We start from the raw sequence: 13,514 nt of genomic DNA on the forward strand, positions 1-13,514 counted from the left end.
ACATTTTATGATCTATCCTGATGAAACAATGCTTTACGCACCGGTAGAATGGCTCGATTGCTCTGAAGGCTATACCGACATTCGCTATGAAAAATCCACCGACGGTATTGCAAAAATCACCATCAATCGTCCGCAGGTACGCAATGCTTTCCGTCCTGTAACCGTCAAAGAGATGATTCAGGCGATGTCTGATGCGCGCTATGACGACAATATCGGCGTGATTATCCTGACCGGCGCAGGCGACAAAGCGTTCTGCGCGGGCGGCGATCAGAAAGTACGCGGCGACTACGGCGGATACCAGGATGACTCCGGTGTACATCACCTGAACGTGCTGGACTTCCAGCGTCAGATCCGTACCTGTCCGAAGCCGGTTGTGGCGATGGTTGCGGGTTATTCCATCGGTGGCGGCCATGTGCTGCACATGATGTGTGACCTGACTATCGCGGCTGAAAACGCCATCTTTGGTCAGACAGGCCCGAAAGTGGGTTCCTTTGACGGCGGTTGGGGTGCGTCTTATATGGCCCGTATCGTCGGTCAGAAAAAAGCGCGTGAAATCTGGTTCCTGTGTCGTCAGTACGATGCGAAACAGGCACTGGATATGGGCCTGGTCAACACCGTGGTTCCGCTGGCGGATCTGGAAAAAGAGACCGTGCGCTGGTGTCGTGAAATGCTGCAAAACAGCCCAATGGCGCTGCGCTGCCTGAAAGCAGCGCTGAACGCCGACTGCGATGGTCAGGCGGGGCTGCAGGAGCTGGCCGGTAACGCCACCATGCTGTTCTACATGACGGAAGAAGGTCAAGAAGGCCGTAATGCGTTCAACCAGAAACGTCAGCCTGACTTCAGCAAATTCAAACGGAATCCGTAATGCGTAGCGCGCAGGTATACCGCTGGCAGATCCCCATGGACGCGGGGGTGATTTTGCGTGACAGGCGGTTAAAAACGCGTGATGGGCTGTACGTATGTCTTCGTGACGGCGAGCGTGAAGGGTGGGGAGAGATCTCCCCCTTGCCGGGCTTCAGCCAGGAAACCTGGGAAGAGGCGCAAACGGCTCTGTTGGCCTGGGTAAACGGCTGGCTGAAGGGGGAAACCTCTTTACCACAGCTGCCTTCGGTGGCTTTTGGTGCTAGCTGCGCACTCGCCGAGCTTGACGGGACATTGCCGGAGGCGGCGAATTATCGCGCCGCGCCATTGTGTACCGGCGACCCTGACGATCTGGTGCTGCAACTGGCGGACATGCCGGGCGAAAAAGTCGCGAAGATCAAAGTTGGCCTGTATGAAGCTATACGTGACGGCATGGTGGCCAACCTGCTGCTGGAGGCGATCCCCGATCTGCATTTACGTCTTGATGCTAACCGTGCCTGGACGCCACTGAAGGCGCAGCAGTTTGCTAAATACGTCAATCCGGATTATCGCGGGCGCATTGCCTTCCTCGAAGAGCCGTGCAAAACCCGGGAAGATTCTCGCGCCTTTGCGCGGGAAACCGGGATTGCCATTGCCTGGGATGAAAGCCTGCGTGAAGCCGACTTTACCTTTATGGCGGAAGAAGGCGTGAGTGCGGTGATCATCAAGCCTACGCTCACCGGTAGTCTGGATAAGGTTCGCGAGCAGGTTGCAGCCGCGCATGCGCTCGGACTCACTGCGGTAATCAGTTCGTCTATTGAGTCAAGCCTGGGGTTAACCCAACTGGCGCGGATTGCCGCCTGGCTGACGCCGCAGACCATACCGGGTCTGGACACGCTGAGCCTGATGCAGTGCCAGCAGGTTCGCAGCTGGCCCGGCAGTGTGCTGCCATGTATTAACGTGGATGCGCTGGAACGACTGCTATGACCGTGCAGGACATGCCCGATGTCACAAGCATATCGGGCCTGGTGACGGCGTTTACCGACTGGCCGTGGCGTCACTGGCGGCAGGTTCGGGCAGAGGCGCCAGCGTTACGCCTCAATGATGAGGTGCTGAACTGGCGCGAGCTCTGTACGCGCGTCGACGCGCTGGCCACGGGGTTTGCCGCTCAGGGGGGGAAAGAGGGCGACGGCGTGCTGCTGCGTGCTTGGAATCACCCTTCGTCTGCGCTTGCCTGGCTGGCATTGTTGCAGTGCGGGGCGCGGGTGTTACCGGTGAACCCGCAGCTGCCGAAGTCTCTGCTGGATGCGTTGATCCCTGATTTAACGCTGCGTTTTGCGCTGGATCTGCAAAGCAATGACCCCTTTTCGGGGCTGATGCCGCTGCAGATCCTGCAACTGTCTGGCGAGCATGCAGCCGACTGGCTGCCTCTGCGATTGAGTTCAATGACACTCACATCCGGTTCAACCGGGTTGCCTAAGGCAGCGGTGCATACCTGTCAGGCACATTTGGCGAGTGCGCAGGGGGTGCTGTCATTAATGCCGTTTGGCACAGAGGATGACTGGCTGCTCTCGCTACCGCTGTTTCATGTTTCCGGTCAGGGTATTTTGTGGCGCTGGTTATTGGCCGGTGCGCGCATGACCGTGCGTGACAAGCAACCGCTGGAACAGATGCTGGCGGGCTGCACTCATGCCTCGCTGGTACCGACGCAGCTTTGGCGATTGCTGGTAAACAACGCACCGATCACGTTGAAAGCGGTACTGCTGGGGGGGGCGGCCATTCCGGTTGAGCTGACCGAGCAGGCGCGTGAGCAGGGGATTCGCTGCTGGTGTGGTTACGGGCTGACGGAGTTTGCTTCCACGGTTTGTGCGAAAGAGGCCGATGGCCTGGGCGATGTCGGCTCTGCCTTGCCGGGCAGAGAGGTCAGGATCGTGGATGATGAAGTCTGGCTGCGCGCTGCCAGCATGGCGTCAGGTTACTGGCGCAACGGGCAGCTTATTCCGCTGGTTAATGGCGAAGGCTGGTTTGCTACCCGCGATCGCGGGGTGTTAAACGACGGTAAGCTCACGATTGTCGGTCGCATGGACAACCTGTTCTTTAGCGGCGGGGAAGGTATTCAGCCGGAAGAGGTGGAACGCGTGATCGCCGCCCATCCGCACGTGCTGCAAGCCTTTGTTGTTCCGCTGGAAGACCATGAGTTTGGCCATCGTCCGGTGGCGGTCGTTGAATACGATATCCGTGCGGATGACGCCAATCTTGCTGAATGGGTTAAAGATAAACTGGCCCGTTTTCAACAACCGGTACGCTGGCTGGAATTACCGCCAGAGCTGAAAAGTGGCGGTATTAAGGTTTCTCGCCGCGCATTGCTGGACTGGGTCCGAGAAAAATCGTCATAAGCCCTGCCATAATGCACAGCACGCCGATGAGCGCCTGCCATGAAAATGAACCCTGCCAGCCAGGTAAGAACATTGAGGCGAGCCACACCAGCACGTAGCTGAGGCTGAGCAGGGCGTAGGCCTTGCTCAGTGCCAGTCGGTGCAGGGCATGGTGCCAGCAGATAACCGACAGTAAATACCCCACCAGTCCCGCGTACAGCGTTAACGTCCCGACGCTTGCGGAAAATATCGCTTCCATAAATCGCAACGGATGCAGTATCGGCGGCAGATTGTCCATCGCGTAGCCGAGACTCAACTGAGCCAGCGAAGTAATCATGACGCTGCATAGCCCCCAGAATATCCCCATTACACCGCGCTCCCGAGAATAAAAATACCGGTGATAATCAGCCCCACGCCCAGCCAATGGCGCTTTGTGACAGGCTCTCGCCAGATTTTCCAGGCTGCCAGCGTGACCCAGACAAAGTTAAGGCTCAGCATCGGATAGGCCAGGCCAACCGGAATATTCTGCAACACTGCCAGCCATAACAGCATCGCCAGACCGAGGCTTACCAGAGCTAGACTCATCCACCACGCAATGTGGCGTTTGCGCGCGCGGATGGCCACCGGGCGGGTGGCCTGCTTCTGGCACAGTTGCCCACCTACGCTGAGCAGACTGGCGAGGACTAACGCCAGCCAGATCATTGGGGCCGGTACTGAATCAAGACCAGACGCCCCTGATTATCAACGTAATCCGCGGGGGGAATGGCAAGTTGGGTCATATCCTGATCCTTCGAAATCGACAGCACCAGCGTAATAATACCCTCCTGGCGATGTTGGGCTAACCAGTCGGGAAAGCCAGTCTGACTGACAAAGCGACCCTGGGCATCGGGATAATTCAGGCCATATTTTAGCTCGCCCATTTGCCCGTACAGGATGATGTCATCGCGTTTCAGGCTCCAGGCCAGACCTGCGGCGACGCCAACGTTGTCCGCAAGCACGTAGCGACTCGGTTGTAACACCTCTTTGGTCATCTCAACAAAAAACTGCGGTTGTTTCGCTTCCATGACCCTGTCGGGTATCGCGTATCCAAACAACAGCACCAGCCCCAATGGGCAGAATGCGGCATATTTCCAGGTTTTTTGGCTATTGGTCAGCGTATACCAGCCGAAAAAAGTCCAGATGAGAAAGATGCCCCACGAATAAAAAACCTTATAAGTTTCGATATGCGTCCACACGGGAGACGGCAGCGGCCCCAGTGTAGACACCACAAAGGTGGCGACAATGCCGATCACCCCAAACAGGATGTTGATCCCGCTATTGACGCGCAGGACGCCAGATCCTCTCTCCGCCGCCTGCACACCGAAACGCGCGATGAGGAGAGCCAGCGGCGCGAAGCAGGAAAGAATATAGGTGGGGAGTTTTCCTTTAGCGATGCTGAAAAACACAATCGGCATGACAATCCAGCCCAATAGGTACAGCGCACCTCGCGGGATATCCCGCTCACGCCAGCCTGTTCGCAGCGCGCCAGGCAGAAGACCAAGCCAGGGCAAACAGCCCGCGATAAGGACGGGCAGGTAGTACCAGAACGGAGCTTTATGCTGGGCATCCGCCAGTGCGAAACGCTGAATATGTTCGACCCAGAAAAAGTAATGCCAGAAATCCGGCTCGCGTTGTGCAATGGTGATTCCCCACGGCAACACAATGGCAATGCAACCGACTACCGCCAGCAGACCGTAGAGAAAGAGATCTTTCCATCGTTTTTGTACTAATACCCACGGCAGCACGCTGAGAACCGGGACCGCCAGTGCGAGAAAACCTTTGGTCATCACCCCCATGCCGCAGGCCAGCCCCAACAGCAAAAAGGCGATGATTTTGCCGGTTTTAGTGGTGGCCTGCATGCCTTGCCAAAAACAGCACATGCCCGCCATCAGCCACAGGGCGATGATAGGATCGAGAACTGCGTAGGTGCCGATGCTGTAAACGGAAAAAAACGTTAAGAAAATTACTGAGGAGAGTATGGCGGTGCGTTTATCCTGCCAGAGTCGCATGGCAAGCCAGGCCACCAGTAGCGCGGTGAGTAGGGTGGCAAAAATAGCGCCCGCCCTGACGCCAAAATTGTTTGCACCAAATAACCACTGCCCGATACTGTTTAACCAGTATCCGGCAATCGGTTTTTCAAAATAGCGTAACCCGAGAAAGTGCGGGACTATCCAGTCGCCCGAGTTGAGCATTTCCCGGCTAATTTCTGCGTAGCGCGTTTCGTCAGGCTGCCACAGCAGGCGGCTATTGATGGGAACAATATAATACAGCGCAATAAAGGCGATAAACGCCACGGTATAACGTAGAGATTTCATCGTGACACACTCACCGGGTACTGACAGCCGAGCCATCCCTCTCTGCCGGGTATTTTGCCGCGAACGACCTGGCCTGTTGGTAGCGTAGTGATATCGTCTGGCAGGAGCTCACCAAGTGTGCAAAACGTAATGCCCGCATCAGCGGCTCGAGTCAGCAAGTCATCAAAATCGTGATGGCAGGCGATCCCTTCAACTTCCGCATGAATGGTGTACACCGGCGTTGCTGTGTTCATCAGCATGTGGGAGAGGATCCAGGCATTGAAGTCGACAGCCTGCACTTCCCGGCCAATCACTTCATCCCAGGTCGGTAAAGTGACGGGAATCTGCGGCGTGCCGGCTTTCCCCGTCGCAAGCAGCGGGCGAAATAGTGAAGAGCCCCGACAATCGCTGTTGTAGCGTAGGTTAAAGGCTTCTTTGGCGTGGACGACGCGTTCGTCAGCACGCCATCCGGCAGCGGCTGAGCAGGTGACAGGCTGTCCGGTGATGGCCTCAAGCACGGTAATACCTTGAGAAATATCATCAATCAGTTGTTTGTCATTCCAGGTGCCACTTCGCGCCTGCCAGGCATGGTGATCCCAGGCATGCAGGCCGGTTTCGTGAACCCGGGCGGCTTGCGCAATAATGGCGGCATTCGCGTGGCCTATTTCTTTTCCTGGCCACGCGGTGCCGGCCAGTAAAATATCCCACCCGTAGAGAGAGACTGCGTTTGAGCGCAGCATCTTCCACAAAAATTGCGGTTTCACCAGACGCCAGAGATGGCGTCCCATGTTGTCAGGTCCAACGCTAAAGAAAAAACTTGCCCGAACGTTATGTCGGTTTAATGTCTCCAGCAGGCGGGGCACGCCTTCGCGCGTCCCCCTGAAGGTATCGACATCAATGCGCAAGCCCACTTTGGTCATGATGTGTGTTCCGTGATATCCACGCTGCGTAAGAAGAAATCGAGCGTCTCTTCTACCGTTTCCCGCATGTCGATGGTCGGTTCCCAGTTCAGGCAGCGTCGGGCATTAACAATACTCGGTTTACGGTGTTCAACGTCCTGATAACCTTTGCCATAGTAGCTGCTGCTTTCAACGTCACGGAAGCCGGCGAACGGCGGAAAGTGCTGACGCAGTGGATGTTTTTCAAAGCAGCTCAGCAGCATTTCTGCCAGTTCCTGAATGCTGGCTTCGTTATCCGGGTTACCGATGTTGATAATCTCGCCGTCACAGCATCCACCGGCGTTTTCTATGATGCGGAACAGCGCCTCGATACCGTCGCGAATATCAGTAAAGCAACGCTTCTGCTTACCACCTTCAATCAGCTTAATCGGCGAACCTTCCACCAGATTGAGGATCAACTGAGTAATGGCGCGTGAGCTACCGATACGGGCAGCGTTCAGGCTGTCGAGACGTGGTCCCATCCAGTTAAATGGACGGAACAGCGTGAAGCGCAGTCCTTCTTTTTCGCCGTACGCCCAAATAACGCGATCCAGAAGCTGCTTAGAAACGGAATAGATCCAACGCGGCTTATTGACCGGGCCGACGGTAAGGTTTGAGCTGTCTTCATCAAAGACCTTATCGCTACACATGCCGTACACTTCGGACGTTGACGGGAAAATGATGCGCTTGCGGTATTTCACGCAGTAGCGAATGATTTTCAGGTTTTCTTCAAAATCGAGTTCAAAGACACGCAGCGGGTTGCGGGTGTATTCAATCGGCGTGGCAATCGCCACCAGCGGCAGCACGACGTCGCATTTTTTCACATGGTATTCAATCCATTCAGAATGAATACTGATATCGCCTTCGACAAAATGGAAGCGGGGGTGTGACAAAAAACGTCCAATCGCATCGCTGCCGATATCCAGCCCATAAACCTCGTAGTTATCTTCTTGCAGCAGGCGTTCGGTCAGGTGGTTACCGATAAAACCGTTAACACCGAGGATCAGAACACGGGTACGACGTTTGCTGGCGGAAACCTGCTGGCCGTTCAGGCGAGACCCCACCACCAGACCCAGAACCTGCGCCAGCTGTGAACCTTGCATGGCAATGCCATCGCCCGCTTGCCCGGTAATGATTTCAAGTGCGCCATCGGCACAGGCTATTTGCAATGGCGATGCGCTTATCACGGTGCCCGGTTGTGCGCCGATGGTATTCGTACACGGGCGTGATGACCAGACGGTAAATTTTTGTGTTCCTGCATAGCTAAACGCGCCGGGCCAGGGATCGGAGACCGCACGTACCCTGTTATGTAACTGCCCGGCCGGTTTGTTCCAGTCAAGGACGCTGTCGTCCGGCGTGCGACGACCAAAATAGGTTGCATCGGCTTCCTGCTGGTGGCGCTGCTGAAAGTCAGCCGTTTTGATAGCAGGCAGCGCCTGTTCCAGCATTTGGCGGGCCGTCTGGCACAGTTTATGATGCAGCGTTAATGCCACGTCATCGGGTGAAATAGCCACACGCTGCTGGGCAACAATCGCCCCGGCATCTGCGCGTTTGACCATACGGTGAAGCGTGACGCCCGTTTCCGTTTCGCCATTGACCAGCACCCAGTTCAGCGGGGCGCGACCACGGTATTTCGGCAGCAGCGAGCCGTGCAGGTTGAATGCGCCCACAGGTGCGAGGCGAAGAATCTCATCGCTGAGTAAATGGCGATAGTAGAACGAAAAAATGACCTCAGGGGCGAGCTGGCTGATGCGCTCAACCCACAACGGATGATTGACGTTGTCCGGGGCATAGACCGGGATCCCTGCGCTGGCCGCAAGCCGGGAAACGGAGCCAAAAAACGCATTTTCACCGGGATTATCGGTGTGTGTGAAAATAGCAGCGATGTCATAACCCGCATCCAGCAAAGCTTGAATTCCCTGACATCCCATATCGTGATAAGCAAATACGACGGCTTTCATGCGTGGTTTTCCTCGTTTGACTGCGTGGTGTGTGGACGAATAACGTGTTGAACAAAGTAGCGGGGGCGGGCGCGGACATCGTTATAGATGCGACCGATATATTCGCCGAGTAAACCCATACCAATGAACTGTGCGCCGATAAACGTAAACAGCACGGCAAACAGCATAAAGACCCCTTCAGCTGCCCACTGCGGACCCAGCGTCAGGCGAAGAACGACCAGCAGAACGGACAGGGTGAAACCCGTGGCGGCAATCATGCTGCCTAGCAGGCTCAGCATGCGCAGCGGTGTGGTGGTCAGGCAGGTCACCAGGTCATACATCAGGTTAATCAAACGCATAAAGCTGTACTTAGAGTCGCCAAATTCACGCTCTGCATGGTGCACCGGGATTTCCGTCGCGCGACGGGCAAAGATGTTGGCCAGAATGGGAATGAAGGTGCTGCGCTCCTGGCAATGCAGCATGGCATCAACGATATGACGGCGATAGGCGCGTAGCATGCAGCCATAATCCCCCATTGCTTTACCGGTGGTACGTTGAATCAAATGGTTGATCATCCTCGAGGCCGTCTTACGAAAGATGCTGTCTTGCCTGTTTTGGCGCACCGTTCCGACCACGTCGAAGCCCTGGTCTGCGGTGGCGACCAGGCGAGGGATCTCCTCTGGTGGGTTCTGCAAGTCTGCATCCAGCGTGATGACCAAATCACCGGTGACGTGGCTGAAACCGGCCATAATCGCCGAGTGCTGCCCGTAATTGCGATTCAGCAGAATAGAGACAATATGGCTGTTGTGGGCCTGTGAGGCATCCATCATCAACTGTGCGGAATTGTCGCTGCTGCCGTCATCGATCAGCAGGATTTCATAGTCTTTCCCCAGTTTTTCGCAGGCGGCACAGGTACGTCTGATTAACTCCGGCAGGCTTTCCTGTTCGTTAAAAACGGGAATGACTACCGAGACTTTTTTAATCGGTGTGGCTTCAAACATGGTCATTGTCCTGCTATCCGGCGAAGTGCCGTGATGACGCGCTGGGTATCGTCGGCGGTCATGTCGGGAAATAAAGGCAGTGAACAGATGCGGGCGCTATTCCATTCTGTGTTGGGGAGCGACAGGGTGGGGAAGCGTTCGCGATAATACTTTTGCGTGTGCGCCGCGCGAAAATGCAGACCGGTACCGATACCTTCAGCCTTCAGTGCTTCCATTAAGGCGTCCCGGCTCAGGCCGCAGCGTGCCTCGTCAACACGAATAATAAACAGATGCCAGGCGTGAACGTGCGACCATTGGGGCAAGCTCAACGGCTGAAAAGGTGTATCGGCCAGCGCGTGCTGATACTGGTGCGCAATTTTAGCGCGACGTGCATTTATTCGACCCAGTTTATCCAGTTGCACCAGGGCGATGGCAGCATTGATATCGGTCAGGTTGTACTTGTATCCTGGGGCCATAACTTCCGCCTGCGGTGCACGACCAAAGGTTTGCCGGTCATAGGCATCCACGCCCAGACCGTGGAATTTCAGACTACGCAGACGTTGTGCGAGCGCGCTGTCGGCGGTCACGATCAGTCCACCTTCCGCGCAGGTAACATTTTTGATGGCGTGAAAGGAGAAAATCGCCGTACCGCGGGCGCCAACATGACGGCCTTTGTATAAGGTTCCCACCGCATGTGCGGCGTCTTCGATGACCGGGATGCCATAACGTTCGCCGATGGCGTAAATCGCATCAAGATCGGCAGGAGCGCCGGCGTAATGCACCGGAATAATTGCTTTGGTTCGTGGGGTGATGGCCGCTTCGATTTGTTCGGGAGTGACCATCAGCGTATCGCGGTCGACATCGATCATCACCGGCGTCGCACCCAACAGGACAATCATATTGATCGTGGAAACCCACGTCATCGACGGGGTGATCACCTCATCACCTGCGCCTACGTCCAGCGCCATCAGCGTGATGTGCATACCTGCTGTAGCTGAGCAGACGGCAACGGCATGTTGGTTTCCCGTCAGCCGACAGAATGCCTCTTCCAGTTGCTGATTTTTAGGGCCGGTGGTTATCCATCCTGAGTCCAGAACGGTTTTGACGGCGGCAAGCTCTTCAGTACCGAAGGCCGGGCGAGAGAAAGGCAAAAAGTCAGACATCATTATTCCTTCAAGCCATTAAACGCCATCGCATATTTATTAGGATGATAAATAGAGGTGTCGTTAATTATTTCATCAGGCTGCAAAGATTAATGATTGAAGGTTAATTTATCCTTAAGAGTTTAAGGTTGAGAAATAATGTGGAGTGTTTTGATTTTTGTGATTATCACTTTGAAAGTGAAATGTTTTTATATTTTATTTTTCGTCGCGAGCTACCGACATTACTCCATTTTATTAAAAAATTAAGCAATGCCGGTACACATACAGCCAATTTCATCGTGACAAAAACTACAGTAGTCCTTTCAGTTTTAACGTTTTTCGGGTTGTGACGTTTAAGTCGTAATAGGCGAGGTCCTGCGGTTTAACCCAGGCGAAGTCCTGAAACTCTTCGTTAATCTTCACCTCACGATTGGCTGAAACACAATCGAAGATCAGATAAATCATGTAGATCTCTTCCTGGCGACCATCAGCATAGGTTTTGGTGCGGATATCATCACTAAAGGTCCACGGAGTTATCTCTGTGAGCACCAACTGCTCGCCCAATTCTTCGCGCACTTCGCGACGCAAGGCCTCTTCGATACGCTCACCCGGCTCAACGCCGCCACCTGAAAGTGCCCATTGACCGGGGAACACGCCGCGATCTTCGGCCATTTTGCACAGTAAATAACACCCTTCATTTTGAATTAATGGGCAAACAATCGTTCTTTGACGCATAAGTCTGTTCCTTAGTGTGTCTGTTCAGTGAGTCCATCTTTCACTCATCTTACCTGTTACCAGACGCAGAAAAAATGCGTCCAGGCCGATTTAAAGGAGAAGCGGGATTAAATGAATGCGATAACAGAAAACACGCCTCAGGCCCTTGCTGCGGCGTAAGTTGGCCGTTAACTTAACCTTTGCTAAACATTCTGAGTAGTATTTAGTTACAATATGTTATTGCATCGCCTTTTTAGCTCATTGATTCCTCGCCATCAGGCAGTACAATCCAGCGGTTTTGGGGCTATGTTTAGTTTCTTGCTGGAAAGGATAGAAAATGAAAAAAAGTATTTTATTGGGCCTTGCTGGAATGCTGTTTGTTTCTGCGTCGGCGAACGCGGTAAGCATCAGCGGCCAGGCGGGTGAAAATTACACCAACCTTGGCTTCGGTTTCGGTACCGAGTCCTCCGGGCTGGCAGCCAGCGGTAACTGGATGCATAACGACGATGATGGTGATGTTGCCGGCGTCGGTCTTGGCCTGAATATCCCGATTGGTCCTCTGCTGGCCACCGTTGGCGGGAAAGGCGTTTATACCAACCCAAACGACGGCGATGAAGGCTATGCGGCGGCGGTTGGTGGTGGCTTGCAGTGGCCGATTGGCGACAGCTTCCGTCTGTTTGGCGAGTACTACTACTCTCCGGATTCGCTTTCCAGCGGTATTGATAGCTACGAAGAAGCCAATGCGGGCGCGCGTCTGACCATTATTCGCCCACTGAGTATCGAAGCCGGTTATCGCTACCTGAACCTGGCGGGTAAAGATGGCAACCGTGACAATGCGATTGCTGACGGCCCGTACGTTGGGGTGAACGCCAGTTTCTGATGTCCCTGGCGCGGCGTTCAGCTGCGCCTGTTTTTCCTTCTCTTACTCATTCTCTTTCCCTCCATCCTCCATGTTCCCTCGCCATTGCGTTATAGTGTTTTGATTGCATAAGCAGGAGAACACAATGTTAAACGTGGAGATGCTATCCACCGGGGATGAAGTGTTGCACGGCCAGATCGTCGACACCAATGCCGCCTGGCTGGCTGATTTTTTCTTCAATCAGGGATTACCGTTAACACGCCGCAACACGGTGGGCGACAATCTCGACGACCTGGTCGCCATTTTGCGCGAACGCAGCGAACATGCCGATGTATTGATTGTGAACGGTGGCTTAGGGCCAACCAGCGATGATTTGAGCGCGCTGGCTGCGGCAACGGCAAAAGGTGAAGAGCTGGTGCTGCACGAGGCATGGCTTGCTCAGATGGAGCATTACTTCCGCGAACGCGGTCGTATTATGGCACCGAGCAACCGTAAGCAAGCTGAATTACCTGCCAGCGCCGAGTTTATCAATAACCCAGTGGGTACCGCCTGCGGATTTGCCGTGAAGCTCAACCGTTGTTTGATGTTCTTTACGCCGGGCGTTCCGTCAGAGTTTAAAGTGATGATCGAGCATGAGATCCTACCGCGTCTGCGGGAGCGATTCTCACTCTCGCAACCCCCGCTATGCCTGCGACTAACCACCTTTGGCCGTTCTGAAAGCGAGCTGGCGCAAAGTTTGGATCCGCTGCCTTTGCCTGCCGGGGTCACGATGGGGTATCGCTCATCAATGCCGATTATCGAGTTGAAGCTTACCGGGCCGGATTCCCAACGTGAAGCAATGCTGGCGCTCTGGCCGGAGGTGAAGCGGGTTGCCGGGCAGAATATGATTTTTGAAGGCACGGAAGGGCTGCCCGCGCAAATTGCACGCACGTTACAGGAACGGCAATACAGCCTGACGCTCAGCGAACAGTTTACCGCGGGCCTGGTCGCCCTCCAGCTTTCTCGCGCCAACGCCCCGCTGTTGGCCAGTGAAGTGGTGCCCTCTCAGGAGGAAACGCTGGCGCAAACCGCGCACTGGATAACCGAGCGACGCGGCAATCATTACGCAGATTTGGCGTTGGCGGTATCGGGTTTCGAAAACGAACATATTAACTTTGCGCTGGCAACGTCTGAGGGCACGCATGCATTACGCGTACGACTTAGCGCTAATCGCTACAGCTTGCCGGTGCGTCAGGAAGTGTGCGCCATGATGGCTCTGAATATGCTGCGCCGTTGGCTTAACGATCAGGATATTGCCACCGAGCATGGCTGGATTGAAGTGGTTGAATCACTGACCGTATAGTTTGTTATTGCCTGATGGCGAAGATTTTGTAGGCCGGATAAGGCGTTTTAC

Annotated in this window: 13 protein-coding genes; 5 read left to right on the forward strand and 8 right to left on the reverse strand. The window is 54.7% G+C overall.

The window, feature by feature from the left end; genetic code table 11:
- Positions 1–7 precede the first annotated feature (7 nt).
- From menB to menE, 3 genes are read left to right on the forward strand one after another with little or no spacing between them, the layout of a single operon-like run.
- Positions 8–865, forward strand: a complete 858-nt coding sequence (menB, locus tag FDW88_RS05000; protein ID WP_096756386.1) for a 1,4-dihydroxy-2-naphthoyl-CoA synthase — start codon at positions 8–10, stop codon at positions 863–865.
- Positions 865–1,827 carry an o-succinylbenzoate synthase gene (menC, locus tag FDW88_RS05005; RefSeq protein WP_137362133.1) on the forward strand — a complete coding sequence of 321 codons (963 nt, stop codon included), beginning with the start codon at positions 865–867 and terminating at the stop codon, positions 1,825–1,827. Before menB ends, menC begins: the two co-directional genes overlap by 1 nt.
- Positions 1,824–3,236: an o-succinylbenzoate--CoA ligase gene (gene menE, locus FDW88_RS05010; RefSeq protein ID WP_137362134.1), complete on the forward strand. Its 1,413-nt coding sequence runs from the start codon at positions 1,824–1,826 to the stop codon at positions 3,234–3,236. Before menC ends, menE begins: the two co-directional genes overlap by 4 nt.
- Here the strand turns inward: menE and arnF are convergent.
- The 8 genes from arnF to nudI all read right to left on the reverse strand — a co-directional run bounded on the left by arnF (position 3,184) and on the right by nudI (position 11,283).
- Positions 3,184–3,582, reverse strand: coding sequence for a 4-amino-4-deoxy-L-arabinose-phosphoundecaprenol flippase subunit ArnF (gene arnF / locus FDW88_RS05015; protein ID WP_137362135.1), 399 nt, complete (start codon positions 3,580–3,582; stop codon positions 3,184–3,186). The genes menE and arnF overlap by 53 nt on opposite strands.
- Positions 3,582–3,917 carry a 4-amino-4-deoxy-L-arabinose-phosphoundecaprenol flippase subunit ArnE gene (gene arnE / locus FDW88_RS05020; RefSeq protein ID WP_137362136.1) on the reverse strand — a complete coding sequence of 112 codons (336 nt, stop codon included), beginning with the start codon at positions 3,915–3,917 and terminating at the stop codon, positions 3,582–3,584. Before arnE ends, arnF begins: the two co-directional genes overlap by 1 nt.
- Positions 3,914–5,569, reverse strand: a complete 1,656-nt coding sequence (gene arnT / locus FDW88_RS05025) for a lipid IV(A) 4-amino-4-deoxy-L-arabinosyltransferase (RefSeq protein ID WP_137362137.1) — start codon at positions 5,567–5,569, stop codon at positions 3,914–3,916. The genes arnE and arnT overlap by 4 nt, the downstream gene beginning before the upstream one ends.
- Complete coding sequence (gene arnD, locus FDW88_RS05030) at positions 5,566–6,468, reverse strand: 4-deoxy-4-formamido-L-arabinose-phosphoundecaprenol deformylase (RefSeq protein WP_137362138.1); 903 nt, start codon at positions 6,466–6,468, stop codon at positions 5,566–5,568. Before arnD ends, arnT begins: the two co-directional genes overlap by 4 nt.
- The gene (gene arnA, locus FDW88_RS05035) at positions 6,465–8,447 is read right to left on the reverse strand and encodes a bifunctional UDP-4-amino-4-deoxy-L-arabinose formyltransferase/UDP-glucuronic acid oxidase ArnA (RefSeq protein WP_137362139.1); all 1,983 of its coding nucleotides are present in this window, start codon (positions 8,445–8,447) and stop codon (positions 6,465–6,467) included. Before arnA ends, arnD begins: the two co-directional genes overlap by 4 nt.
- The gene (gene arnC, locus FDW88_RS05040) at positions 8,444–9,427 is read right to left on the reverse strand and encodes an undecaprenyl-phosphate 4-deoxy-4-formamido-L-arabinose transferase (RefSeq protein WP_137362140.1); all 984 of its coding nucleotides are present in this window, start codon (positions 9,425–9,427) and stop codon (positions 8,444–8,446) included. Before arnC ends, arnA begins: the two co-directional genes overlap by 4 nt.
- 2 nt (positions 9,428–9,429) lie before the next feature.
- Complete coding sequence (gene arnB, locus FDW88_RS05045) at positions 9,430–10,569, reverse strand: UDP-4-amino-4-deoxy-L-arabinose aminotransferase (RefSeq protein ID WP_137362141.1); 1,140 nt, start codon at positions 10,567–10,569, stop codon at positions 9,430–9,432.
- A 288-nt stretch (positions 10,570–10,857) separates the two neighbouring features.
- Positions 10,858–11,283, reverse strand: a complete 426-nt coding sequence (gene nudI / locus FDW88_RS05050) for a nucleoside triphosphatase NudI (protein ID WP_137362142.1) — start codon at positions 11,281–11,283, stop codon at positions 10,858–10,860.
- A 316-nt stretch (positions 11,284–11,599) separates the two neighbouring features.
- Here nudI and FDW88_RS05055 point away from each other — a divergent pair, with 316 nt between their 5' ends.
- Positions 11,600–12,142 carry a YfaZ family outer membrane protein gene (locus FDW88_RS05055; RefSeq protein ID WP_137362143.1) on the forward strand — a complete coding sequence of 181 codons (543 nt, stop codon included), beginning with the start codon at positions 11,600–11,602 and terminating at the stop codon, positions 12,140–12,142.
- 124 nt (positions 12,143–12,266) lie between these two features.
- A complete protein-coding gene (locus tag FDW88_RS05060; RefSeq protein WP_117343426.1) occupies positions 12,267–13,463 on the forward strand; it encodes a nicotinamide mononucleotide deamidase-related protein YfaY in 1,197 nt (398 codons plus the stop codon).
- Positions 13,464–13,514 lie beyond the last annotated feature (51 nt).

The organism is Citrobacter sp. wls829 (assembly GCF_005280825.1).
Classification (GTDB): Bacteria; Pseudomonadota; Gammaproteobacteria; order Enterobacterales; family Enterobacteriaceae; genus Citrobacter; species Citrobacter gillenii.

Bases quoted from the DNA above. Each gene is read 5' to 3' on its own strand.
- menE (WP_137362134.1), top strand. From the start codon at position 1,824: ATGACCGTGCAGGACATGCCCGATGTCACAAGCATATCGGGCCTGGTG.
- FDW88_RS05060 (WP_117343426.1), top strand. From the start codon at position 12,267: ATGTTAAACGTGGAGATGCTATCCACCGGGGATGAAGTGTTGCACGGC.
- arnA (WP_137362139.1), bottom strand. From the start codon at position 8,447: ATGAAAGCCGTCGTATTTGCTTATCACGATATGGGATGTCAGGGAATT.
- nudI (WP_137362142.1), bottom strand. From the start codon at position 11,283: ATGCGTCAAAGAACGATTGTTTGCCCATTAATTCAAAATGAAGGGTGT.
- menC (WP_137362133.1), top strand. From the start codon at position 865: ATGCGTAGCGCGCAGGTATACCGCTGGCAGATCCCCATGGACGCGGGG.
- arnT (WP_137362137.1), bottom strand. From the start codon at position 5,569: ATGAAATCTCTACGTTATACCGTGGCGTTTATCGCCTTTATTGCGCTG.
- arnD (WP_137362138.1), bottom strand. From the start codon at position 6,468: ATGACCAAAGTGGGCTTGCGCATTGATGTCGATACCTTCAGGGGGACG.
- arnB (WP_137362141.1), bottom strand. From the start codon at position 10,569: ATGTCTGACTTTTTGCCTTTCTCTCGCCCGGCCTTCGGTACTGAAGAG.
- FDW88_RS05055 (WP_137362143.1), top strand. From the start codon at position 11,600: ATGAAAAAAAGTATTTTATTGGGCCTTGCTGGAATGCTGTTTGTTTCT.
- arnC (WP_137362140.1), bottom strand. From the start codon at position 9,427: ATGTTTGAAGCCACACCGATTAAAAAAGTCTCGGTAGTCATTCCCGTT.
- menB (WP_096756386.1), top strand. From the start codon at position 8: ATGATCTATCCTGATGAAACAATGCTTTACGCACCGGTAGAATGGCTC.
- arnF (WP_137362135.1), bottom strand. From the start codon at position 3,582: ATGGGGATATTCTGGGGGCTATGCAGCGTCATGATTACTTCGCTGGCT.
- arnE (WP_137362136.1), bottom strand. From the start codon at position 3,917: ATGATCTGGCTGGCGTTAGTCCTCGCCAGTCTGCTCAGCGTAGGTGGG.